This window comes from Hyphomicrobium sp. 1Nfss2.1 (assembly GCF_965243865.1).
GTDB lineage: Bacteria > Pseudomonadota > Alphaproteobacteria > Rhizobiales > Hyphomicrobiaceae > Hyphomicrobium_A.
This window is the reverse complement of the sequence record NZ_OZ251603.1, coordinates 1871155-1893354: the sequence shown is the minus strand read 5'-3', so window position 1 is coordinate 1893354 and position 22200 is coordinate 1871155. Positions and strand designations below refer to the sequence as shown.

The following is a 22200-nucleotide window of genomic DNA, read 5'->3' as shown; positions in this document are numbered from 1 at the left end:
GGAAGGTGAAGCGGACTAGTCCGGGCCGATCATCTTGCTGGGGTCGACGATCTCGTCGAACTCCTTGTCGGTGACGTAACCGCCGCCGACCGCTTCATCGCGCAACGTGGTGCCGTTCTTGTGCGCGGTCTTGGCGATTTTGGCGGCAGCGTCGTAGCCGATCTTGGGCGCGAGCGCGGTGACGAGCATGAGCGAGCGCTCGAGGCCCGCCTTGATGTTGTCTACGCGCGGCTCGATGCCGACAACGCAATTGTCAGTGAAGGAGACAGCGGCGTCGGCCATCAGTCGCACCGACTGGAGGAAGTTATAGGCCATCACCGGGTTGTAAACGTTGAGCTCGAAGTGGCCCTGGCTGTCGGCAAACGTGATGGCGGCGTTATTGCCAAAGATCTGAACGCACACCTGGGTCATCGCTTCGCACTGGGTCGGATTGACCTTGCCCGGCATGATGGAGGAGCCGGGCTCGTTCTCGGGCAGCGCCAGCTCACCGAGACCGGAGCGCGGGCCCGACCCCAGAAAGCGGATGTCGTTGGCAATCTTGAACAGGCCGGCCGCGAGCGTGTTGATAGCCCCGTGCGTCATCACCATGGCGTCGTGGGCGGCGAGCGCTTCGAACTTGTTGGGCGCCGAAGTGAACGGAAGCTGCGTGATGGCGGCGATGCTCTCGGCGATCTTTTCGGCGAAGCCCTTGGGCGCATTGAGGCCGGTGCCGACAGCGGTTCCGCCCTGAGCCAATTCCATCAGCGAGGGAAGCGTTTGCTCGATACGCTTGATGCCGTTCTCAACCTGCTGCGTGTAGCCGGAGAACTCCTGGCCGAGTGTGAGCGGGGTTGCGTCCTGCGTATGGGTGCGGCCGATCTTGATGATGTGCTTCCAGGCCTGCGCCTTGTCGTTGAGCGCATTGCGCAGCTTCTGCAGCGCTGGCAACAGCCGATGGACGATCTCCTCGGCGCAGGCGATGTGCATGGCCGTGGGATACGTGTCGTTCGACGACTGGCTCATGTTGACGTGGTCGTTCGGGTGCACAGGCTTCTTGGAGCCCATCTCGCCGCCCAGCATTTCAATGGCGCGGTTGGAGATCACCTCGTTAGCGTTCATGTTGGACTGGGTGCCGGAGCCCGTCTGCCAGACTGCGAGGGGGAAGTGGCTATCGAGCTTGCCCTCCATCACTTCCTGTGCGGCCTTGACGATGGTGTCGCCGATTTTCGGATCGAGGCGGCCGAGCGCCATGTTGGTCTCGGCGGCGGCGCGCTTGATGATGCCGAGGGCGCGGATGATGGGGAGCGGCTGCTTCTCCCAGCCGATCTTGAAGTTGCCGAGCGAGCGTTGGGCCTGGGCACCCCAATACTTGTCGGATTCGACTTCGACGGGGCCGAACGTGTCTGTCTCGGTGCGGGTCTGCTTGGCTGTCATCGGCAAAGTCCAGATATCGAATGTGGGAGATTGCCGCCGCCATAGCACTTCTCAGGCCGTGAGGGCAGCAGGCAGTTGGTGGGATTGGGCGGGAGTCAGTCGACGTCGCGCAGCATGGCAAGCGCCGAATTGCGATCGGAAGGCTTGAGCTTGAGGAATGCCGCGCGTGCAGCCTTGATGTCTCGCTCGGCGCCGCTGTCGGAGGCGGTCTGCAGGGCAATGGTGGTCGGGTGCTGGGGGCCGCAAATGAAGCTGAGCGCTTTGGCGAGGCGGCCCATCGCGGCGCGATCTATGGTGGGTTCTTGCATGGCCGGAATATAGGCCGAGTGTGAGAAGGAGGAAAGCTGCCGGTGCAGCGGCCAAAAGAGCCACTGCGAAACCCATCTCTAACGTCAGGCTTGGCGGCGGTTCGCATCGAAATCACCTATCGCTAACGAGCCGGGTGGTCGTTAAGGACGAGAACTGATCGAATTTTTCCCTGATGCGCTGCGCCCGGTCTGTACTCTGCGGCGGTTACCAGGGAAGTGGCCTGTTGAACCGATCGATATAGCGCAGGCCTGGCTTGCCGCGATTGGCTTCAACCATGTCGACCACCAGCGGAATGCTCTCCTCAATCGACAGTAACGCGTCCGCGCCGCCCATCTCGGTCCGCACCCAACCCGGCGCGACGAGCAGAAGCGCATGGCCGTCGCCGGCGTGCTGTGCCGCATAGCCCTTCATGAGCATGTTGAGCGCGGCCTTGCTGGACGAATAGAGCTGCCACGAACCATTGGCGTTCGCGATGCTGCCAAGCTCCGATGTCATCACGGCGATGGTACCGCCGGATGGCACAAGATCGCGCAACAATTCGACCGAACGCACGGGCGAGAAGGCATTGGTCAGCATCATGTCGAGAAAGTCGGCTTCGGCCGCGCTGACCGGACTCTCCTCGATCGCGCGGGCAATGCCGGCGTTGACGAAGAGGACGTCGAGACCGCGCCCTTCCAGCCGCTGGCGAAGAGAGCGCACGGTGGCGGCGTCGTTAATGTCGGTACTCTCGATCTCAAGTCTGCCCGCGAACCGGGCGGCAAGCGCGTCTAGTTGATCCGAAGGCCTTCGCACCGTGGCAATCACGCGCCACCCGCGCGAGAGCCATTCCTCAGTCAGGGCAAGGCCGAGACCGCGCGATGCGCCGAGGACGAGAACTGTTGACTGCTGCTCCATCGGATACTCCTTCCGGGTTTCTCCGATGCCTCTAGCGCACCAATACTTCCCAGTGCAGCGCCGTTCTGTCATAACATTGCGGACTGGAGGTCATGAATTCGCGCCTTATGATGGAAGACTGCTTTCTGGCGTAACGGTGTTGATGGCGGTCGTCGAAGCGGGAACGATGACGCGCGCGGGGGAGGCCCTGGGCCTCACGCAATCGGGCGTCGGCCGCGCGATTCAGAGGCTAGAGGCGCGCGTGGGCGTGCGCTTGCTGGACCGTACGACGCGTACCCTGAGGTTGACTGACGAAGGACGCCGGTTCTGGGAACAGGTCGGGCCGCACCTCGATGGCATAGAGCAGGCTGCGCTGGATGCGGCGGGCAGCGCCGAGCGGGTGCATGGCCGCCTGCGCGTGAACGTCGATCCATTCCTGTTGCGCCTTGTGCTGTCGCGCGATCTGGCACGTTTCCTTGGCGCCCACCGCGCGTTGCGGCTTGAACTCATCATGCGCGACCAGATCGGTGATCTCGTGGCGGACGGCTTCGACATGGCGCTGCGTTTTGGCGAGCCGCCAGTCAGGGGCTTCACGGTCCGCAAGCTGCTGGAGACTCGGATACTGACCGTGTCCTCTCCTCGCTATCTGGCGGAGCACGGACGCCCGGCGCATCCACGTGACCTCATCGATCACGAGTGCATCGACTATCAGGATCCTCTCACTGGCCGTCCCTTCGCGTGGGAGTTTCGACGCGGGGCTGAGGTCGTGCCAGTACGCCCACCGGCCCGGTTGATGGTATCAGATGTGGAGACGATGATCGGCGCCTGCCAAGAAGGTGCTGGTATTGCCCAGATCATGCAGCTGGGTAGTCAGCGCCTGATAGAGCAGGGCAAGCTGGTCGAGCTCTTCCCCGATTGGCCGGGCGAGACCTTCCCGCTCTACGCGATCTACCCGTCGCGACGGCATCGGGCTGCAAAGGTCAGCGTGTTCACACAATGGTGCATCGACCTACTTGGGGTGGCCGGTGAGTCAGAGCCTCACTTGCGGGATTAGAATCACGCCGTGTCCATCGATGCACCGCCATCGACGTGTGGTGCCTAACCCGTGATGAACCTGCAGGATGAAAGGCGACAGCCAGCGGGGACTTTGGCCCGGGCGCCCGAGCCTTCCCATCGGAATACCTGCGAGGTAGCGGCGCTCGCCATCGCACTGTTCGCGAAGAAGCGCCGCTACGTTAGATCCCCTGGATGAGGTATCCGTCGCTTAACCGAAGTAGAAGTAGACGCCGCCGCGGCGACGCCGACGGAACCGCCGCCGTCTGCGCCGGCGGCCATACCAAACTGCTGGACCTCTGCGGCGACGCCGACGGGCGCTTGCCGGGGTTGAGGTCGTGGCCAGCGAGAGCGCGGAGATACCCGCAAGGCTGAGCCCATAACTGCCGACCGAGCCGATGCCATAGATCACGATCATCGCGACGGCGGCGCTGACAGCAACAACACCACGGCGCACGCCCTGTCCTAGCGTGCGCAGTCCGTATCCAACTTTTTTTGTTGTCGTAACGAGGTTATCTGCCATTCGAATGCCTCCGGCCTTAGTCACCGCGACAGCGGTCTTCAGCAAGAATGCAAGACGCCACCCGACCAATTCGGAAGGCACCCCGGCATGTAGACTTGAGAGTGCGGCAGTATTGCGCTTTTTGCTGGCGCTGCCAAGCGAGACGTGCCGAAAATCCAGCTCAATGTCAGTGACAGTGGTTGGTCTGCGAATAATTTGATTCAACCGAGCCTAGGGAACGAGAAGTCGATGTCGAAGAAGCACGCGTACGTTCTCGGAATCAATGCCTACGATCATGATGTCAGCGCTTGTCTGTTGCGCGACGGCGAGATTGCCTACGCGATCTCGAAGGAACGCATCACGCGCGAGAAGCACGCGACCGGCTTCTATCAGGAGGTGGTCGACTATTGCCTTGAAGCAGAAGGCATTAAGCTAGGCGATGTCGATCTCGTCGTGCGCAACTGCTACGTGCTGCCCGTCGAGGATATGGAGGAGCGGCTGGCGTACGAGGATGTGCCGGAGTTCCTCGCGACGAGCGAGCGGCGTCAGGTCGGCAAAAATCCGCTCTACCGCGCCAAGTCGGACAAGGTCGTCACGGTCTCGCACCACGTCGCACATGCTTACAGCGCCTTCGCCGCCTCGCCGTTCGATGAGGGCGTGGTGATGATTGTCGACGGGGTCGGCAACTACGCTTGCGATGTTCACGAGCCGGGACAGATGACGGAAGGCGTCGAGCCCTTGGCGCGTGAATCGGAAAGCTATTACAGCTTCAAGGACTCGGAGCTGACGACGCTGAAGAAGGTGTGGCTGCAGCCGACGCGCGGCTTTCTCAGCGACGAGTTTTTCTTCATGCCGGGGCTCGGCGCTCTCTATAGCCGGGTGTCGAGCTACATTTTCGGCGACTGGAATAAGTGCGGCGAGGTGATGGGGCTGGCCCCGTACGGTCGGCCGGACCGGGTGCAGCCGCTGCTTAGCATCGAGAACGGCAACCTCGACGTGCCGCAGTGGACCGCGGCATTCAACAAGCTGTGGCTGCCGGACATCGATCAGGATTGGGAGAAGAGCCGCAACCGGTCCGGCTGGGAGGACCTCGCCTGGCGGGTGCAGCACGACACGGAGACGGTGCTGCTGGAGCGTGCACGGTGGCTGCGCGAGACGACGGGCGCCAAGAACCTGTGCATCGCGGGTGGCGTCGGGCTCAACTGTGTCGCCAATGGGCGGCTGGCGCGCGAGTCGGGGTTTGAGAACGTCTGGATACAGCCGGCGGCCGGCGATGACGGGATCGCTATCGGCTGCGCGTACTATGGCTACCTGCATCTGCAGGGCAACAAGCGGTCGTACGTCATCACGCATGCGAACTTCGGCAAGTCGTATGAGGAAAAGGACATTGAGGGCGCGCTGACGACCGGGTTGGCCCGCCTGGAGACGCAGGTCGACAAGAGCGAGGACATCTTCGCTGATACGGCACGGCTGTTGTCGGAAGGGAAGGTGTTCGGCTGGTTCCAGGGGCGGTCGGAGTTCGGTCCGCGCGCGCTCGGTAACCGCAGCATCATTGCCGACCCGCGCACGGCGGAGATGAAGGACATCCTTAACAAGCGCGTGAAGCACCGGCAGGCGTTCCGCCCGTTCGCACCCATCGTGCTCGCCGAGCGCGCGGCTGAGATTTTCGAGGGCGAGGAAGAGTCTCCGTTCATGCTGGTGGCTAAGCACGTCAAGCCGGAGTGGCGGGATCGCATCCCAGCAATCGTGCATGTCGATGGCACCGCGCGGGTGCAGACAGTGCGGCGTGAGAGCAACGAGCGGCTTTATCGGCTGCTGGAGGCTTTCGAGGCGCGGACGGGTGTGCCGGTGTTGCTTAACACCTCGTTCAACGTGAAGGGCGAGCCCATCGTCGAGACGCCGCGCGATGCGGTGCAGTGCTTCCTGACCACAGGCATCGACTACCTGGCGCTGCACGACACGCTGGTTTCGAAGAACGTGATGCACAAGGTGCTGTCGCCGATCCTAGGCATGTATACGGACGTGTCGACGATGGTGCGGACCGGGCTGCATGCCGATTGAGCTTCCCGAGGGGCTGATCGCGGGGTTTCAGCGCCGGCGTCTGCCGGGTGAGGGCGTGACGATCGATGCTCTCGTCGGGGGCTCGGGGCCGCCGCTGCTGCTACTGCACGGGTATCCGCAGACGCGCGTGATGTGGCGGGCTGTCGCTCCGGCGCTGGCGGAACGCTTCACGGTGGTCATTCCCGATCTGCGCGGCTATGGCCGCTCAGACAAACCCGCCGGGGATGGGGGAGAGACCGTCTACGCGAAACGCACCATGGCCAAGGACCAGCTTGCGACCATGGCCGCGCTGGGGTTCGAGCGCTTCGCGGTGGCCGGGCACGATCGCGGTGGGCGTGTGGCGTATCGGCTGGCGCTGGATCATCCTCAGGCGGTTTCGGCGATAGCGGTTCTCGACATCATCCCTACCGCCGACGTCTGGGCGCGGATGACCGCGGAGGGCGCCATGGCGATGTACCATTGGTACTTCCTCGCCAGACCGCATCCGTTGCCAGAGCAGCTCATCGGGGGGGATGCGGAGTTTTATCTGCGGACGACGATGCTGAACTGGGCCGGGCGGGGGTTCTCGTTCGCCCGAGAAAACATGGCCGACTATGTCGCATGCTTCGTGGATCCAGCCACGATTCACGCTTCGTGCGAGGACTATCGGGCTGGTTGGCTGGTCGACCGCGCGCTCGACGAAAAGGATCGCGGCGTCACGAAGATCGCTGCGCCATTAATGGCGATCTGGAGCGCGGAATTCGGTGTTGCCCGTTCGGAACCGCTCAAGACTTGGTCCGCGTGGGCCAAAAACGTCTGCGGTCACGAAGTTGGCGGCGGGCACTTCGTTTGTGAGGAGCAGCCAGAGCAGGTTGGACAGCTGCTGGCGCAGTTTTTCTCTGAGAACGCGGCCTGAACGAGGCGCAAAGGCTATGGGACGCGTTCTGCGGAAGCAGATGCCATCCAGAGCTCATGCATGGGCGTGAGCAGCGGCGATTGAGCTGACGGCGCAGTGCCTGGCAGCGCTTTGCAGTTGAACGGACCCGCTCGGACGTTGCGCGGCAGCGGCGCCCGGCAAGCATCGGGTAACCATTCGATTGAGAGAGATGCAGCCGGCTGAGGCTTTGGGCCTCACACACATCGGAGCGCCGGTAGCGTGCGGCACCGGACTGGCAGCACCACTTGAGCGCACGACAACAAGTTCGATGTCGCCGGAAACTGCTGCGACGGCGTCGCGGCGTTGCGGCGTAGTGCGTTTGCGGAGGGCGTCCAGCTTCGGGCATGGGCATCTCAATCGCGGGAGGAGATGTTGTAGCGAGGAATCTCTCCGCCGTCGATGCTTACGAACGTCGCGATGTGAAAGATGAGTTTGCACATCGTTACGGTGCGCGATGAGTGCGATCAAACAATCATCGCGTAGTGCGCTTGTGTGCAAGGTGAGTCAGGTGTCGCGATCAGCTGCGATTGGCACTGATGCATGATGAATGCTTGCAGCGGCTTGCGTGTCGCAGCGCGTGCGAACGCGCTTCCGGTGCGCAGTCGGAGGAATGGCTGCGTGCTGGCGAAGGACGCTTGCATGTGGCCGGTCGCAGCCGCATGGGCCGTGCGCTGATGAGTTCGCGCAACTTGGCAGGCGCGGGAAGAGCGCTGGCTTTCGGTGAATGAACGTTCGATCGGTCGCTTGCGCCGGATGCGTTCTGATCCGCGCGGTGTCGAGGCTCAACTGGGCGGCGCAGGTCGGCGGGCTCAGGCTTCGACTGACCCATGTCGGGGGCCAAAAACAGGTCGGCAAGGTTTTTGCACCGCACCACCGCGAAACCGTGTTTGTCGCAAACCCGACGTTCGGAGATCTGGATGACGACGATCGAGAATACTGCCCTCAACCGGCTGGCTCAGGAGGGACGCCTTCTGAATGCAGTTTTCAAAGGGCCAACAACGAAGCCCGGCCGCTATGGGTTCCGCGGCGAGATTGCGCTGAAGTTCCAAGCCCAGCTCGCGGACGAGAAGCGGCCGCCGGACTATTCCATGGAGCAGGTGCTGACCGTCGTCGAGGAAGGAAAACCGACAATCCCGGTGCTGGTCGGCTACCTGCACTCGTTCGCCTATCTGGGCGACCTCATCAATGTGCTGGGGGACCTGCTGGAGCCCGGCGGCACGCATATCGTCTTCTGCAACAACATCGACCTCCTGGCCAAGTACAAGGTGACCATCAATGGCATCACCTTCGAGGTGCTGCCCTGCGATGAATCGACGGTGTGGAAAGAAGTGCTCGAGCTGATGGGGATCGAGAAGAACGATATCAAGAAGCTCGATTCCGCCGGCAAGCTGGACTACGTGCTCGATCGGGTCATGGGACTCAGCACCTCTTACGAGCCGATCAGCTTCGAACAAGGCGTCGAGCGCATGGAGCCGGTCAAGAACCGCAACGAGAACCGCCCGGTTTAGGCCGGACAGCCAGCGACCCACTATGCCATCGGGGCGAGACGTGCGTGGAGAGCGTGCGTCTCGCCCCGTTCTTTTCCAGCCACTCCGGAGTGCAGCAGCCTCCGGAAAAGCCCGGTGGCGAACTCCTTGCGACCGCTTATATTCCTTTGCAGCCAAACCCTATGCGGAGGGAGTAAGCCAGCATGGTCGATTTCAGCGTCAATGGCGCGAACGTTTCCGTGCCGGTGGAGGACGACACCCCGCTGTTGTGGGTGATCCGCGATGTTCTCGGGATGACGGGGACCAAGTTCGGCTGTGGAATTGGGCAGTGTGGGGCGTGCACGGTGCACCTCGACGGTGAGCCAATCCGGTCATGTCTCACGCAAGTCTCGGATGTTGCCGACCGCGAAGTCAGGACAATCGAGGGTGTTGGCGCGACGAAGGCTGGCAAGGCGGTGCAGGAAGCGTGGCTGAATCTGGATGTGGTCCAGTGCGGCTATTGCCAATCCGGTCAGATCATGACGGCGGCAGCCCTGATCGCGGCGACGCCTGAGCCAAGCGATACCGATATCGATCAGGGTATGTCGGGCAACATCTGCCGCTGCGGCACCTATGTGCGCATCCGCGAGGCTGTCAAAGAGGCGGCGAAGGCCGCCACAGGCGAGTGAGGTCGGTCATGCTCAATGCGAAGTCATCGGCTGGCGCGACGGGCGAGCTCTCCCGGCGCCGGTTTCTTCAGGCGGGCGCGGCTGTGGGCGGCGGGTTGCTGATCGGGTGGGGTGACGCCGCAGATGCAGAGCCGGGCAGCATGCCGGTGGCCGAGTTCGCGCCGAACGCGTTCATCCGCATAGGCCGCGATGGCAAAGTGACGGTGATCTCTCCGTCGATCGAGATGGGCCAGGGCACCTATACCTCGCTGCCGATGCTGGTGGCCGAGGAACTCGACGTCGATATGAGTGCGGTTGGCTTCGAGCGCTCGCCGCCGAGCGACAAGCTCTATGGCAACCCGGCCGTGGGCGGCGCGCAAATCACGGGCGGCTCGACGGCAATCCGCGGTTTCTACAAGCCGATGCGTGAGGCTGGGGCGGCGGCACGGCTGATGCTGCTGGAGGCGGCGGCGGCGAAGCTCGCCGTCGGAGTGGTCGAACTGACGACCGCAAACGGCCATGTGATCCATGCCAAGAGCGGCCAGAGGATCGGTTACGGGGCGCTCGTCGACGACGCCGCCAAGCTGTCTGTGCCCAGCAAGGTTACGCTGAAGGACCCCAGCCAATTCCGCATCATCGGCACGTCGGTCAAGCGGCTCGACGGGCCGGAGAAGGTGAACGGGACGGCAAAGTTCGGGATCGATGCGCAGGTGCCCGGCATGAAGGTCGCAGCAATTGCGATCTGCCCGGTGTTCGGCGGCAAGCTTGCCTCCGTGAACGAGGCGGCCGCGGTTGCCGTGCCCGGCGTGCGGCAGGTCGCCAAGCTCGACGAGGCGGTCGCCGTGATCGCGGATCACTATTGGGCTGCGAAGAAGGGGCTGGAGGCAGCCGAGCCGAAGTTCGATGATGGGCCGAACGCCAAGCTCGACACCGCGGACATCGTCGCGGCTCTGGCGAAGGCGTCGAAGCGAGACGGCGTCGTTGCCAAGAAGGAAGGAGACGCCGCGACGGCCTTGAGCGCAGCGGCGACGAAGCTCAACAGCATTTATGAGAACCCGTTCCTCGCGCACGCCACGATGGAGCCTGTGAACTGCACCGTGCACGTGAAGCCGGACAGCTGCGATATTTGGGTCGGCACGCAGATACCCAGCAATGCGCAGCTTGCCGTTTCGGAGGTTCTGGGCATCGATCGCGATAAGGTGCGCATCCACAACAGCCTTCTGGGCGGCGGGTTCGGCCGGCGGCTCGAGTTTGACTTCATCGTGCTAGCGGCACGCATCGCTAAGCAGTCGAGGGATCCGGTGAAGGTTATCTGGAGCCGCGAGGAGGATATCCAGCACGACATGTACCGGCCGTACTATTACGACCGGATCAGTGCGGGTCTGGATGGCGACGGCAAGCTCGTCGCGTGGAAGCATCGCATCACCGGATCGTCGATCATGGCCCGGTTCTTCCCGGAGTCGTTCAAGGGTGGCATCGATATTGATGCCGTCGACGGGGCGACCGAGCTTCCCTACGACATCCCGAATTTGCTCGTTGATTATGTGCGCGAGGAGCCGCCCGGGATTCCGACGGCGTTCTGGCGCGGAGTTGGACCGACTCGCAATGCCTATGTCGTCGAGAGCTTCATCGACGAGCTGGCGGCGGCGGCGAAGAAAGATCCGGTCGAGTTTCGTCGCGAGCTCACGGGAAAGAGCCCGCGTGCGCGTTACGTGCTCGACCGTGTGGCGGCGATGTCGAACTGGGGCACACCGATGGGGGCGCGGAAGGGGCGGGGCATCGCGCTGCTGAGCGCATTCGGCTCTTACGTTGCGGAAGTGGCGGAGGTGACGGTCTCCGATGACGGCGAGGTGCACGTCGATCGCGTCTACGCGGTGGTGGACTGCGGGCAGGTGGTCAATCCCAACACGGTCGAGGCACAAATCCAGAGCGGAATCGTCTTTGGCATCAGCGCGACGCTGTGGGGTGAGATCACGCTGAAGGATGGGCGGGTGCAACAGTCGAATTTCGACAGCTACCGCGTGCTGCGTATCGACGAGGCGCCGAAGATCGAGGTCGAGGTGGTGAAGAGCAGTGAGGCGCCTGGGGGTATCGGCGAGCCAGGGACGTCGGCGCTCGCGCCTGCCGTGCTCAATGCTGTTTATGCAGCGACGGGCATTCGGGTGCGCAAGCAGCCGATCGATGCGGCTCTGCTGCGCTCATCGTAAGCGTCCGTTGGTGTCTTGGGATATCAAATCGGCGGCGTCGCGGGCTCATGGTCCTGTCGGCGCCGCCGATTTCAATTTGCGGCGTCGTCGGGGCTACTTCTTCTCGTCACCCATCATCTTGTCGCCGCCCATCTTGTCATCGGGCATCATCTTGTCGTCGGCCTTCATGCCGTCGTGGGTACCCATCTTGTCGTCTTGCATCATCTTGTCATCGCTCATCATGGAGTCGGTGCCGCCTTTTGGCGCCATGGAATCCATATGAGTGTCGCCCATGGCGCCGCCATCTTTGCTCATCGGCTCGGCGGCCTGGGCCAGAGAAATAGAGAGTGCGAGCGCGCATGCGGTGAGAAGAATCTTCTGCATCGGTAACTCCTGATGTTTTTCCCGTCCGAGGAGGATTACGGCGCGAGGGGCCATGGAGTTACGTAAGAATATTTCTGCCGCGCGCTGTAACGTTCCCCGATTTGACTGTCTGGAGATGCGAGACGCCGAAGTGTCGGTGGGCCGACGCGTCGGCGTCTTTGTTGCGAAGCGCGTTCAGTGCGTGCCCGGATGATCCTCCATCGCCTTTTGCGTGACGGAGCCGCTCTTCGGCACAGCGTTCGGCGTTGACGTCGAGCCGCCGTGCGTACCGGGGAGATCGTTCATGGCTTTCTGAGTGGCGCTACCCGTGTCGGGGACTGCGGTCGGGTTGGCGGTATGGCCGCCCATGGTTCCGGGAGCATCGCGCATCACTTTGTTGGAGAGGGAGCCTTCGTCGGCGCCAGCGGCGAAAGCAGGACCGGCGACTGCGGCGGCGATGGCAATGCAAATAGCGGCGGTGATTGATCTGTTCATGGCGTTGTCTCCTGAAGCGTGTTGATCGTTACGCTACGGGGTACGCGAAATTGTTTGGCGGTGTTACACCGCGAAATGCCTGTCAAATTTGCAGCAGCTTGCGCGCAGCCCCGGAAACAGGGACCGCGCGATTTCGTTACACGATAGCGTTCCGATTTTTTTTGCGGCTCTCATGCTTATGCTGCGCCGTTAAGGTGCGCACGCGATGGGGGCGCCGCGACGGCTATTTCTTGCGGAAGGCGTCGAGGCGCACGATCTGCGCGCCGCCGTTGTCCTGGCGCGGCTTCTCGGCGGGGGATTTGTCCTCTGCCTCGGCGGTGGTCTTCTCTTCGGCGGAGGCAGTCGTTGCTGCCGGTGCCGTGGCCGGGCGCAGTTGCGTCGGCGGCACGGGTGCTGGTCCACTGGCTGCCTGGACCGGAACGACGTTCGGTGATGATTGCTGCGCGTTGGTCGGCAGGTCGGTCTTCGCCTTGCGCGGAACACGCGGCTTCTTGGGGGCGGTCGAACGCAGGTTGGGACGACCGCCGGTTGCGCGTTCGGGCGTGCGACCGGACGAGAGACGATCGCTGACACTTTCGCTGCCTTCGGGTGCTGCGTCCGGATCCTCGAATTGGATGCCGTAGCGCACGGAAGGATCGAAGAAGACGCGAATGGCGGTGTAGGGAACGACAAGCCGTTCGGGGATGCCATCGAAGGTGAGCTTCACCTCGAATTCATCCTCGTTGACGGCGAGATCCCAGAACCGGTGCTGAAGCACGATCGTCATCTCTGAAGGATACTTTTCCTTCAAACGCTTCGAGAGCACCACGCCGGAGGCTGCGGTGTCGAAGGAGATGTAGAAATGGTGATCGCCAGGCAAGCCCGACTTGGCTGCCTGGGAGAGTACCGCACGCACCACGCCACGCATGGCGTCTTGCGCTAAGGTCTCATAATCAATCGTCGGCTCGGCCGGCATCGGTCTCGCTATTGGTCCCCGATCGCACCCGAGCGCGTGGAATACGCTCGAGCTAAAGTGGAGGGCTTCTGTTGCCCGGTGCCCTCCGGACCGCGCCTTACCCGGCTAAGGGAAAGGGCTTCAAGTTCAGGCTTTTGGCACTGCGTTACGCAGCGACAGCAGCCTCAGCATAGTTGTCATTGGCAACTATTCTGAATGGCCCGATGACGGCGGAACCATGCCGAGCAAAAGCAAAGTCCTTTACACCTTCGTCGATCCTAGTTCGCCCCCATCAAATGCCGCCGCGGATTGCTCCGCAGCTGTCCATCGGCCAGTCAGATGCAGGTCGTTGCGTCTGTCGGCGGCATTTGGTGGAGGCGCCGGGTACTGCCCCCGGGTCCGATCGGCTTATTACGACCGCGTTTATCGCCATAGCCGGACGAATCCGACATGCTCAATATAGATGCAGACGCGGAAGAAAAAAAGCCTGCCTCTTCCGCGGGATGTTGGAACGCCCGGTGAAGGATGCGGGAAGGCTGCGGTGAGCATGTCGCAGGCGGTGCACTATCGAGGCGGTGCGCGAAAATATGGCCCGGTCATCAACGGCGAAGGCATGATATAGGCGGGATGCACGCGAAGTCGCACCTTCCGAGGGGTGCAGCCTAACCGGGAGCCGCAAGCTGTCTGTTCCAATCGTCGAGGAAGGCCCGCTCGAGACCGGGGCTGCGTATGTCCCCAGGACGGGCTGGCCGGCATGGGCGGTGTTGCCGGCAACGCTTGCCATTTTTGCTGGGGCGGCGGCCGTCGGAATCGTGTTCTCGATTGTTGTCGGCGCCTTGCTCAGTGCGGGCGCGACAGGTCCGCTGCCACAAGCAACGCCACTGGAGGTGGTGGTTGCCTGGATGGGCGGTCTGCAGATCGGCGTCGTCGTGCTGACCATCGTAGCGGCAGGTTTTTTTGCTTCGAACCGCTGGGAGACGCTGGCGCTGCGGCGGCCGCAGCAGGGTTGGGGCGTGCTCGCCTGGGCGCCGCTGCCGATGTTTATTGCGACAGGTGCCTGGACCGCCTTCCTGATGTGGTGGCGGCCCGAGGTCGTCGTCGACGATCTCAAGGTTTTCAAGGATATGCTGGCGGGCAATACGGCGCTCGTGGCATTGGTCGTGATCGGGATCGGTGCGCCATTGTCAGAGGAACTGCTGTTCCGCGGCTTCCTGTTCTCAGGTCTAGCCAAATCGAGGCTGGGAATTCTTGGGACGGCATTGCTCACGGCGGCCTTGTGGACGGCCCTACACTATGGCTACTCGCTGTTCGGGCTCATAGAAGTGTTGGCGATCGGCCTTTATTTCTCGTGGCTGCTGGTGCGAACGGGGAGCGCCTGGGTGACCATCTTCTGCCACGCGGTGTATAATACCGTCGTTGCCCTGGTGCTTTATTCCGTCACGCTGCCCGTGCCGGCGGGTTGATCCCGCGGCGCCTGGAATCGGCCTATATAGAAGTCATGCAGCAGTATCTCGACCTGATGCGCCGCGTTCGTGATGAAGGTGTGCGCAAGACCGACCGTACCGGGACCGGCACACGCAGTGTGTTCGGGCATCAGATGCGCTTTGACCTCGCGGACGGTTTTCCGCTGGTGACGACGAAGAAGGTCCATCTCAAAAGCGTTATTCACGAGCTGATCTGGTTTCTCGCCGGCGATACCAACACGGCGTACCTGAAGGAGAACGGCGTCAGCATCTGGGACGAGTGGGCGGATGAAAATGGCGACCTTGGCCCGGTGTATGGCAAGCAGTGGCGCTCGTGGGCGAGCCCGGATGGGCAGACCATCGATCAGATTACTGAGATCGTCGAGACGCTGAAGACCAATCCCGACAGCCGGCGGATGATCGTATCGGCGTGGAATCCGGCCGATGTGCCGGACATGGCGCTGGCGCCGTGCCACTGCCTGTTCCAGTTCTACGTGGCGGAAGGCCGGCTCTCGTGCCAGCTCTATCAGCGCTCGGCGGACATCTTCCTAGGCGTGCCGTTCAACATCGCCTCGTACGCGCTGCTGACGATGATGATGGCGCAAGTGACGGGTCTCAAAGCGGGTGAGTTCGTGCACACGTTCGGTGATGCGCACCTCTATCTCAATCACCTCGAGCAGGCGGACGAGCAGCTGAGTCGTACGCCGCGGACCCTGCCGAGGATGGAGATCAATCCCGAGGTGACGTCGATCTTCAAGTTCAGGTACGAGGACTTCAAGCTCGTCGGCTACGATCCGCACCCGCACATCAAAGCCGATGTGGCGGTGTAGGGGTTGTGGCCGGCAATTGACCTAAACCTACGGCTGCATAGCGATAAATTAACACATTTCAACAACTTAATGCAGTTGTAATGTCTGTTGGGAATTTCCAACACGCCCCGAGGAACTGTACGAATCGAATAGCGTTGGATCTGCGAATCTCATTGCGGAAGTGTATAAGTAATTCGATTCGCTTGACACGGGGGAGGGGCAGTCCGCAGTTCGATTGCTCCTAAGCGGAGGCTTAAATGGGAAAGCGAAGCTTTACCTACAGTTTTATCGTGGCGCGTTCTCGGAACTTTGTCATTGGTTGCGAGAATCAAATGCCATGGCGGCTTCCCAGCGACCTCAAGAAGTTCAAGCAACTGACCGTCGGCAAGCCGATAATCATGGGTCGTCGCACTTTTGATTCGATTGGCAGGGCGCTTCCTGGTCGACTGAATATTGTCGTCTCTCGTGAAAATGGCATCCACGACGAGGGTGTGGTTGTGGTGACAGATAAGGCATCCGCCATGCAGATCGCCGAGGAGGAAGCCCGGCGCACTAATGTATCCGAGATCATGATTATAGGGGGCGCGGAGATCTTTCGTCTCTTTGATGATGAGGTGAGCCGTGTGTATTTGACTGAGATCGATGCTAGCCCCCGCGGCGATGCGCATTTTGATAAGGACTTTTCTGGGTGGGTGCTCAAGGACGTTCTCAGCTTCGCGAAGAGCGCCGGTGGAGATCAGTATGATTTTGAACTGAAGACCTACGAACGGCCGCGCGCGACATCCTTTCGCAAAGACGTGCCGCGGGTCTGTTCCGAGGTCTTGATCCCGGCGGAGTGAACGTCGGTAGATCCGAACAACTGCTGCCGATGCCACCCTGGTCGTCTTCGATAGACTTGGCGATAGGTAAATCTTTGCCACCGGGACATCGAATTAAGCCGCTATCACCTGCTTGAAGGTGGGCTTAGGCCACCAAATCTATCGAGCGTGTTTGCGCAGCGAGGACGCCCTGGCCTATAAGCGACTTCCAACCTTTCCGTGCGAGACGCGGGAATGGCTTCCTGGCCGGACGCATGGCGTTCCCTGTCTTGGCGCTATCCCTATAAAGTATTGAAGGATCTCAATATATGCCCTGGAGCAATCAAAGTGGCGGCGGCGGCTGGAAAAGCGGCGGCGGCAACGGTGGAGGCCCGTGGGGGCAGGGGCCGGGTGGTGGCGGTGGCGGGCAGCCGCCGGACCTCGAAGAGATGCTCAAGCGGGGACAGGACAAGGTCAAGCAGGTGATGCACGGCGGCGGCGTTCCGGGGCCGTTGCTGTTCTTAGTGGCGGTGGTGGCCTGTTCAGTCATCGCCTGGCAGGCGTTCACCTTCCGCGTCAATCCTGACGAACTCGGCGTGGTGATGCGTTTCGGCAAGTTTGTCGGCAAGTATCCGCCGGGTCTGCACTTCCGCCTCCCCTATCCGATCGACGAAGTTCGCCTGCCTAAGGTGACGCGTCAGAATATCATCGAGATCGGCCGCGCGGGCCGCACCGGCGCCCTACGTGATGCCGACGACGAGAGCCAGATGCTGACGGGCGACGAAAACATCGTCGACATCAACTTCGTGGTCTACTGGCGTATCCGCGATGCCGAGAAGTATCTGTTCAACATCCAGAATCCCGACACGACGGTGAAGGAAGTCGCCGAGAGCGCCATGCGCGAGGTGGTCGGGCAGTCGAACATCCAGCCGATTCTGACGCAGGAGCGCCAGAAGACCGAAGAAGCCGTGCAGGCGCTGATGCAGAGGACGCTGGACAGCTATGGCGCTGGCATCCAGATCGACCAGGTGCAGCTGCAGAAGGTCGATCCGCCGGCCGAGGTGATCGACGCGTTCCGCGATGTGCAGGCCGCGCGCGCCGACAAGGAGCGTCTGCAGAACGAGGCTTACGCCTATTTCAACAAGGTCGTCCCGGAGGCGCGCGGTCAAGCCGAGCGCATCATCCAAGGGGCGGAAGGCTACAAGCAGCAGGTGGTCAACGACGCGACCGGCCAGACGTCGCGCTTCACGCAGGTTTATGACCAGTACAAGAACGCTCCGGATGTAACGCGCCGCCGCATGTTCCTCGAGACGATGGAGCGGGTGCTGGGCGGTACCGACAAGATCATCATCGACGGCAAGGCTGGGGCGGGCATCGTGCCGTACCTGCCGCTCGACAAGCTGCAGAGCCGCAGCACCCCCAACACGGACGGAGCGAATTAACAAATGCGTGCGCTGCTTGCTCTGCTGATCATCGTCGCCGGTCTTGCGACCGTTGGCGTCTATACCTCCGCCTACATCGTGCACCAGAACGAGCAGGCTCTCGTTCTGAGGTTCGGCGAACCACTGCGCGTGCAGACGGATCCGGGACTTTATTTCAAGGCGCCGTTCATCGACACGGTCGAGATCTACGACAAGCGTATCCTCGACCTAGACAGCCAGCCGCAGGAAGTGACAGCGGCGGACCAGAAGCGTCTCGTCGTCGACAGCTTCGCGCGCTACCGCATCGTCGATCCGCTCAAGTTCTACCAGACGTTGCGGTATGAGGAGGCGGTGCGCTCGCGTCTCGGCCCGATCATCGATTCAGCGATGCGGCGCGTGCTGGGCGGGTCGACCTTCCAGGACGTGGTGCGCGACAAGCGCGAAGAGCTGATGGACCGCATCGCCAAGCAGGTGAACAAGGAGGGCAACGAGTTCGGCCTTGAGGTGGTCGACGTACGCATCAAGCGTGCGGACTTGCCTGAGCAGAATTCCAAGAGCGTATTCGACCGCATGCGTGCCGAGCGTCAGCGTGAGGCGGCCGAGTTCCGAGCGCAGGGCGCCGCCGAGGCGAACCGCATCAAGGCGACGGCCGACCGCGAGGCCACCGTCATCGAGGCGGAAGCCACGCGGAAGGGCGAGGAATTGCGCGGTGGCGGCGACGCCGAGCGCAACAAGATCTACGCCGAGGCCTATAGCAAGGATCCGGAGTTCTTCGAGTTCTATCGCTCGATGCAGGCGTACGAGCGGGGCCTGAAGTCGGCAGATACGCGGCTTCTGCTTTCGCCGGACAGTGACTTCTTCCGTTACTTCAGCGACCCGCACGGCAAGCCGCAGCCCTCGACCCAGCCGCCACGCTGATGGCCGACCTCGTCGTCGGCATCGGTCTGGTTCTTGTGATCGAGGGGCTCCTCTGGGCCCTCACCCCCAGCCTTGCCGAGCGGTTTTTGCAGGCGGCGGCTTCGGTGCCGCAGAGTTCGCTGCGCATCGCGGGGTGGAGCTCGGTGGCGATCGGCCTCGGCCTCGTCTGGCTGATCCGCGGATGACCACCCGCGGTCGGCTGGGCAGCCCGGCGGCAGCTGGGCCGCGTTGACAGGGATCGCGGCTTGCCATCCACTGGCCGCGCCCCGGGGTTATCAGAGACGCGGGTTGCGTGCGGCTGTTGGCCGGCTAGACCGACAGGAGATAAGAACAATGCTTGGGATGACGGCGCGCAGCGGATTGCGGTGCGGTGCTCGGGCGGTTGCGTGGTTGTCTCAGCGTTCGAAGATGGCTGCCGTGTGCTGTGCGCTGCTGGCACCGGCGGCAGTTCAGGCGCGCGGTCCTGAATCGGTGGCTCCAATCGCAGATGGCCTGATCGAGGCGGTGGTGAATATCTCCACCAGCCAGGCGATCAAGGGTCCGCAGGGATTGCCGCTGCCGAGCGTGCCGAAGGGCTCGCCGTACCATGAATACTTCGAGGATTTCTTCGACAACCGCGGTGGGCGCTCGGCGCAGGATCGCATGGTGTCGTCGCTGGGCTCGGGCTTCATCGTCGACGCCAAGCAAGGCATCATCGTCACCAACAACCACGTGATCGACGGCGCTGAGGAGATTCAGATCAACTTGCACGACGGCTCGAAGCTGAAAGCGGAGCTGCTGGGCAAGGACACCAAGACCGACATCGCCGTTCTGAAGGTGACGCCGAAGTCTCCCTTGAAGGAGGTGAAATTCGGTTCCTCGCAGGCGATCCGCGTCGGCGACTGGGTGATGGCTATCGGCAACCCGTTCGGCCTCGGCGGCAGCGTGACGCTGGGCATCATTTCGGCCAAGGCGCGCAACATCAATTCGGGGCCGTACGACGACTACCTGCAGACGGATGCCTCGATCAACAAAGGCAACTCGGGCGGGCCGCTGTTCAACATGGATGGCGAAGTCGTAGGTGTGAACACAGCGATTATTTCGCCGACCGGAGGGTCGATCGGCATCGGCTTTGCCGTGCCTGCCGATACGGTGGCGCCCGTTGTGCAGCAGTTGGTCGAGTTCCACGAGGTGCGGCGCGGCTGGCTCGGGGTGAAGATCCAGTCGGTTTCTGAAGAAATCTCCGAGGCGCTGGGACTGCCTGAGAACGCGGGCGCACTCGTCGCCGCGACGACGCCTGCGGGACCGGCCGCGAACGGCGGCATCAAGGCAGGCGACGTGATCGTGAAGTTCGCCAATGAAGATGTTACGAGCATGCGCTCGCTGCCACGTCTCGTCGCGCGGGCGCCGATCGACAAGCAGGTTCCGGTGGAAATTCTGCGCAAGGGCGAGCGTCTGACGCTTCAGATCACTGTTGGCCGCCTATCGGAGGAAGACGAGAAGCCGCCGGTGGACGAGGATGCAAAGCCGGCGGCGGTGGGCGATGATGTGCTTGGACTGAAGCTTTCCGCGCTCACCGATGCACTGCGCTCCAAATACGGCATTGACGTCGACGTGAAGGGGGCGCTGGTCGACGCGATCGATCCAAAGAGCCCCGCTGCTGGCAGCATCAAGGTTGGCGACGTGATCGTTCAGGCAGCCAATGAGCCGGTCACCGGCCCCAAGGATCTGAGCAAGCGCATCGAGACCGTTCGCAAGAGCAAGCGCAAGACAATGATGCTCGAAGTGGAAGATTCAAAGGGCGGACACAGGTTCGTCTCCGTGCCGGTGGAATAGACGGCCTCGCTGAGGCTTTGGCGCCGCCGCTATGGCGCCGTTTAGAAACAATACGATTGAGGGAGTGAGCCGGTGTCCAATCGTCATGGCATTATCGACACCATCATCGACAGCCTCGCGCCGGTGAACCGCGACGGGCACAAGTTCATCGCCATCGCGGCGGGGCTTGCGCTGCTGTTCTTCATGATCTGGACGCCACTGGCGTGGATCTGCGTGATCGCGGCGCTGTACATCGCCTATTTCTTCCGCGATCCCGATCGCGTCACGCCGCTGCGCGATGGCCTGATCATCGCCCCTGCGGACGGGCGCATCGCTGCCATAGAGACTGTGACGCCGCCGACTGAGATGGGGCTCGGGCCGGAGCCGCGGGTGCGAATCTCGACCTTCTTGAGCGTACTCAACGTGCACATCACGCGCTCGCCGGTTTCGGGGAAGCTCGTGCGTTCGATCTACATCCCGGGAGCATTTTTTAACGCTGCCCTCGATAAAGCGAGTGAAGAGAACGAGCGCCGGGTGATGATTATAGAGAAGCCGGACGGGACGGAGATCGGCGTCGTGCAGATTGCCGGCCTCATTGCGCGGCGCATCGTGCCGTTCGTGCACGAGGGCGAAAGCGTCGGGGTGGGCGAGCGGTTGGGGCTCATCCGCTTCGGCTCGCGCGTCGATGTCTATCTTCCGCCCGGCAAGAATGCTCTTGTGTCGGTGGGCCAGCTCGCCAATGCCGGCGAGACAGTCCTGGCTGATCTGCAGTCGACGGAACCGGAGCGCGTGGCGCGGCGGAGCTGAGCATGGTGAAGGTCAAGCACTGGCGCAGGGGCTTTCGCGAGCAGAAGGCATTCGGCATGGACCCGGTACTCCCGCGACTGGAACGTGAAACCCGGCGGCGCCGAGGCACGCGTATGTTTCATCATCAGCGCATTCCGGTGCGCATGCTGGTGCCGAACTTCTTCACCATCCTGGGGCTGTGTGCGGGTTTGACCTCGATCCGCATGTCGATCGAGGGGCGCTACGAGCTGGCTCTGGCGGCGATCGTTTTTGCAGCACTGCTCGATGGCATCGACGGGCGCGTGGCGCGGTTGCTGAAGGCGTCTTCGCGCTTCGGCGCGGAACTCGACAGTCTCGCCGATTTCGTCAACTTCGGCGTCGCACCGGCGTTCCTGCTGTTCACCTGGGGGCTTGGGCTCGGCGAGTTCAAGAGTCTCGGGTGGATCTGTGTGATGATCTTTGCGCTGGCATCAGCGCTGCGACTTGCGCGCTTCAATGTCGCCCTCGACGATGACAAGCCGAAGTGGCAGGCGGCGTACTTCAGCGGCATGCCGACGCCAGCAGCGGCGATCGTTGTGCTGCTGCCGGTCTACATCGAACACTTGGGTTTCGAGGGTATTCGCAGCTCCGCGGCGATGCTGGACGTGGTGCTGGTCTATACCGTCGTCATCGCCTTCATGATGGTGTCGACCATTCCCACCTTCTCGGGCAAGCTCCTCGGCGAACGCATATCGCGCGAATACGTCATGCCGCTGTTCATGCTGGCCGTGGGCTTTGTGGCTCTGCTCGTGACCTATCCGTTCGCCACGCTGACGGGTGCGTGCATTGCCTACCTCGCAATGATCCCCGTGAGCTGGTGGCGCTTCGGCCAAATGATGGCCGCGACGCCAGTCGTACCGGCAGAGGATGCCGGCAATACGCGCCGCATCGTTTCCATCCGGTCTAACGATTCATCGTCGCGCTGAGGGCACCG

The 22200-nt window shown here is 62.3% G+C and carries 22 protein-coding genes and 1 other RNA gene; 15 read left to right on the top strand and 8 right to left on the bottom strand.

Going from position 1 to position 22200, the window contains the following annotated elements; genetic code table 11:
- Nucleotides 1-15: 15 nt before the first annotated feature.
- From fumC to ACP15D_RS09270, 3 genes are all read right to left on the bottom strand, one after another.
- Entirely contained in the window at nt 16-1413 is a 1398-nt protein-coding gene (gene fumC, locus ACP15D_RS09280; RefSeq protein WP_424957238.1) for a class II fumarate hydratase, read from the bottom strand.
- Nucleotides 1414-1508: 95 nt separating this feature from the next.
- A complete protein-coding gene (locus ACP15D_RS09275) occupies nt 1509-1721 on the bottom strand; it encodes a hypothetical protein (RefSeq protein WP_072369054.1) in 213 nt (70 codons plus the stop codon).
- A 205-nt stretch (nt 1722-1926) separates the two neighbouring features.
- A complete protein-coding gene (locus tag ACP15D_RS09270; protein ID WP_424957237.1) occupies nt 1927-2616 on the bottom strand; it encodes an SDR family NAD(P)-dependent oxidoreductase in 690 nt (229 codons plus the stop codon).
- A gap of 142 nt (nt 2617-2758) precedes the next feature.
- On the opposite strand from ACP15D_RS09270, the gene ACP15D_RS09265 reads away from it, so the two are divergent.
- Complete coding sequence (locus tag ACP15D_RS09265; protein ID WP_424957236.1) at nt 2759-3649, top strand: LysR family transcriptional regulator; 891 nt, start codon at nt 2759-2761, stop codon at nt 3647-3649.
- A 210-nt stretch (nt 3650-3859) separates the two neighbouring features.
- Here ACP15D_RS09265 and ACP15D_RS09260 read toward each other — a convergent pair whose 3' ends face one another.
- Nucleotides 3860-4171 (bottom strand): hypothetical protein, encoded by a 312-nt coding sequence (locus ACP15D_RS09260; protein ID WP_072369053.1) that lies wholly within the window; start codon nt 4169-4171, stop codon nt 3860-3862.
- Nucleotides 4172-4399: 228 nt separating this feature from the next.
- Between ACP15D_RS09260 and ACP15D_RS09255 the strand changes: the two genes are divergently transcribed.
- The 5 genes from ACP15D_RS09255 (at nt 4400) to ACP15D_RS09235 (ending at nt 11468) form a co-directional block, all read left to right on the top strand.
- Nucleotides 4400-6211, top strand: a complete 1812-nt coding sequence (locus ACP15D_RS09255; RefSeq protein ID WP_424957235.1) for a carbamoyltransferase family protein — start codon at nt 4400-4402, stop codon at nt 6209-6211.
- Nucleotides 6201-7106, top strand: a complete 906-nt coding sequence (locus ACP15D_RS09250; RefSeq protein ID WP_424957234.1) for an alpha/beta fold hydrolase — start codon at nt 6201-6203, stop codon at nt 7104-7106. The genes ACP15D_RS09255 and ACP15D_RS09250 overlap by 11 nt, the downstream gene beginning before the upstream one ends.
- 938 nt (nt 7107-8044) lie before the next feature.
- Entirely contained in the window at nt 8045-8635 is a 591-nt protein-coding gene (locus ACP15D_RS09245; protein WP_424957233.1) for a hypothetical protein, read from the top strand.
- Between the two features lie 182 nt (nt 8636-8817).
- Entirely contained in the window at nt 8818-9282 is a 465-nt protein-coding gene (locus ACP15D_RS09240; protein WP_424957232.1) for a (2Fe-2S)-binding protein, read from the top strand.
- 8 nt (nt 9283-9290) lie between these two features.
- Complete coding sequence (locus ACP15D_RS09235; RefSeq protein ID WP_424957231.1) at nt 9291-11468, top strand: molybdopterin cofactor-binding domain-containing protein; 2178 nt, start codon at nt 9291-9293, stop codon at nt 11466-11468.
- A 93-nt stretch (nt 11469-11561) separates the two neighbouring features.
- On the opposite strand, the gene ACP15D_RS09230 is transcribed toward ACP15D_RS09235, so the two are convergent.
- From ACP15D_RS09230 to ssrA, 4 genes are all read right to left on the bottom strand, one after another.
- A complete protein-coding gene (locus tag ACP15D_RS09230; RefSeq protein WP_424957230.1) occupies nt 11562-11831 on the bottom strand; it encodes a hypothetical protein in 270 nt (89 codons plus the stop codon).
- A 174-nt stretch (nt 11832-12005) separates the two neighbouring features.
- A complete protein-coding gene (locus ACP15D_RS09225; RefSeq protein WP_424957229.1) occupies nt 12006-12305 on the bottom strand; it encodes a hypothetical protein in 300 nt (99 codons plus the stop codon).
- Nucleotides 12306-12528: 223 nt separating this feature from the next.
- The gene (locus ACP15D_RS09220; RefSeq protein ID WP_424957228.1) at nt 12529-13260 is read right to left on the bottom strand and encodes an SspB family protein; all 732 of its coding nucleotides are present in this window, start codon (nt 13258-13260) and stop codon (nt 12529-12531) included.
- Nucleotides 13261-13316: 56 nt separating this feature from the next.
- Nucleotides 13317-13728, bottom strand: a transfer-messenger RNA (tmRNA) gene (ssrA, locus tag ACP15D_RS09215).
- A gap of 275 nt (nt 13729-14003) precedes the next feature.
- Between ssrA and ACP15D_RS09210 the strand changes: the two genes are divergently transcribed.
- From ACP15D_RS09210 to pssA, 9 genes are all read left to right on the top strand, one after another.
- Nucleotides 14004-14702: a lysostaphin resistance A-like protein gene (locus ACP15D_RS09210; protein ID WP_424957227.1), complete on the top strand. Its 699-nt coding sequence runs from the start codon at nt 14004-14006 to the stop codon at nt 14700-14702.
- A 35-nt stretch (nt 14703-14737) separates the two neighbouring features.
- On the top strand, nt 14738-15532 hold the full coding sequence (locus tag ACP15D_RS09205; protein ID WP_424957226.1) for a thymidylate synthase: 795 nt from the start codon (nt 14738-14740) through the stop codon (nt 15530-15532).
- 236 nt (nt 15533-15768) lie between these two features.
- A complete protein-coding gene (locus ACP15D_RS09200) occupies nt 15769-16350 on the top strand; it encodes a dihydrofolate reductase (RefSeq protein ID WP_424957225.1) in 582 nt (193 codons plus the stop codon).
- Nucleotides 16351-16637: 287 nt separating this feature from the next.
- Nucleotides 16638-17750, top strand: a complete 1113-nt coding sequence (gene hflK, locus ACP15D_RS09195) for an FtsH protease activity modulator HflK (protein ID WP_424957224.1) — start codon at nt 16638-16640, stop codon at nt 17748-17750.
- Nucleotides 17751-17753: 3 nt separating this feature from the next.
- Entirely contained in the window at nt 17754-18647 is an 894-nt protein-coding gene (gene hflC, locus ACP15D_RS09190; protein WP_424957223.1) for a protease modulator HflC, read from the top strand.
- A complete protein-coding gene (locus ACP15D_RS09185; RefSeq protein WP_424957222.1) occupies nt 18647-18832 on the top strand; it encodes a DUF2065 domain-containing protein in 186 nt (61 codons plus the stop codon). Before hflC ends, ACP15D_RS09185 begins: the two co-directional genes overlap by 1 nt.
- A gap of 157 nt (nt 18833-18989) precedes the next feature.
- Nucleotides 18990-20462: a Do family serine endopeptidase gene (locus ACP15D_RS09180; protein ID WP_424959205.1), complete on the top strand. Its 1473-nt coding sequence runs from the start codon at nt 18990-18992 to the stop codon at nt 20460-20462.
- Between the two features lie 72 nt (nt 20463-20534).
- Nucleotides 20535-21248 carry a phosphatidylserine decarboxylase gene (locus ACP15D_RS09175; RefSeq protein ID WP_424957221.1) on the top strand — a complete coding sequence of 238 codons (714 nt, stop codon included), beginning with the start codon at nt 20535-20537 and terminating at the stop codon, nt 21246-21248.
- A 56-nt stretch (nt 21249-21304) separates the two neighbouring features.
- Nucleotides 21305-22192: a CDP-diacylglycerol--serine O-phosphatidyltransferase gene (gene pssA / locus ACP15D_RS09170; protein ID WP_424959204.1), complete on the top strand. Its 888-nt coding sequence runs from the start codon at nt 21305-21307 to the stop codon at nt 22190-22192.
- Nucleotides 22193-22200: the final 8 nt, after the last annotated feature.

What these genes read in the sequence shown, in the direction of transcription:
- ACP15D_RS09225 (WP_424957229.1), bottom strand. Translation starts at nt 12,305, where the DNA reads ATGAACAGATCAATCACCGCCGCTATTTGCATTGCCATCGCCGCCGCA.
- ACP15D_RS09265 (WP_424957236.1), top strand. Translation starts at nt 2,759, where the DNA reads ATGGCGGTCGTCGAAGCGGGAACGATGACGCGCGCGGGGGAGGCCCTG.
- ACP15D_RS09270 (WP_424957237.1), bottom strand. Translation starts at nt 2,616, where the DNA reads ATGGAGCAGCAGTCAACAGTTCTCGTCCTCGGCGCATCGCGCGGTCTC.
- hflC (WP_424957223.1), top strand. Translation starts at nt 17,754, where the DNA reads ATGCGTGCGCTGCTTGCTCTGCTGATCATCGTCGCCGGTCTTGCGACC.
- hflK (WP_424957224.1), top strand. Translation starts at nt 16,638, where the DNA reads ATGCCCTGGAGCAATCAAAGTGGCGGCGGCGGCTGGAAAAGCGGCGGC.
- fumC (WP_424957238.1), bottom strand. Translation starts at nt 1,413, where the DNA reads ATGACAGCCAAGCAGACCCGCACCGAGACAGACACGTTCGGCCCCGTC.
- ACP15D_RS09230 (WP_424957230.1), bottom strand. Translation starts at nt 11,831, where the DNA reads ATGCAGAAGATTCTTCTCACCGCATGCGCGCTCGCACTCTCTATTTCT.
- ACP15D_RS09260 (WP_072369053.1), bottom strand. Translation starts at nt 4,171, where the DNA reads ATGGCAGATAACCTCGTTACGACAACAAAAAAAGTTGGATACGGACTG.
- ACP15D_RS09250 (WP_424957234.1), top strand. Translation starts at nt 6,201, where the DNA reads ATGCCGATTGAGCTTCCCGAGGGGCTGATCGCGGGGTTTCAGCGCCGG.
- ACP15D_RS09205 (WP_424957226.1), top strand. Translation starts at nt 14,738, where the DNA reads ATGCAGCAGTATCTCGACCTGATGCGCCGCGTTCGTGATGAAGGTGTG.
- ACP15D_RS09185 (WP_424957222.1), top strand. Translation starts at nt 18,647, where the DNA reads ATGGCCGACCTCGTCGTCGGCATCGGTCTGGTTCTTGTGATCGAGGGG.
- ACP15D_RS09235 (WP_424957231.1), top strand. Translation starts at nt 9,291, where the DNA reads ATGCTCAATGCGAAGTCATCGGCTGGCGCGACGGGCGAGCTCTCCCGG.
- ACP15D_RS09180 (WP_424959205.1), top strand. Translation starts at nt 18,990, where the DNA reads ATGACGGCGCGCAGCGGATTGCGGTGCGGTGCTCGGGCGGTTGCGTGG.
- ACP15D_RS09255 (WP_424957235.1), top strand. Translation starts at nt 4,400, where the DNA reads ATGTCGAAGAAGCACGCGTACGTTCTCGGAATCAATGCCTACGATCAT.
- pssA (WP_424959204.1), top strand. Translation starts at nt 21,305, where the DNA reads ATGGACCCGGTACTCCCGCGACTGGAACGTGAAACCCGGCGGCGCCGA.
- ACP15D_RS09220 (WP_424957228.1), bottom strand. Translation starts at nt 13,260, where the DNA reads ATGCCGGCCGAGCCGACGATTGATTATGAGACCTTAGCGCAAGACGCC.
- ACP15D_RS09240 (WP_424957232.1), top strand. Translation starts at nt 8,818, where the DNA reads ATGGTCGATTTCAGCGTCAATGGCGCGAACGTTTCCGTGCCGGTGGAG.
- ACP15D_RS09200 (WP_424957225.1), top strand. Translation starts at nt 15,769, where the DNA reads ATGGGAAAGCGAAGCTTTACCTACAGTTTTATCGTGGCGCGTTCTCGG.
- ACP15D_RS09275 (WP_072369054.1), bottom strand. Translation starts at nt 1,721, where the DNA reads ATGCAAGAACCCACCATAGATCGCGCCGCGATGGGCCGCCTCGCCAAA.
- ACP15D_RS09245 (WP_424957233.1), top strand. Translation starts at nt 8,045, where the DNA reads ATGACGACGATCGAGAATACTGCCCTCAACCGGCTGGCTCAGGAGGGA.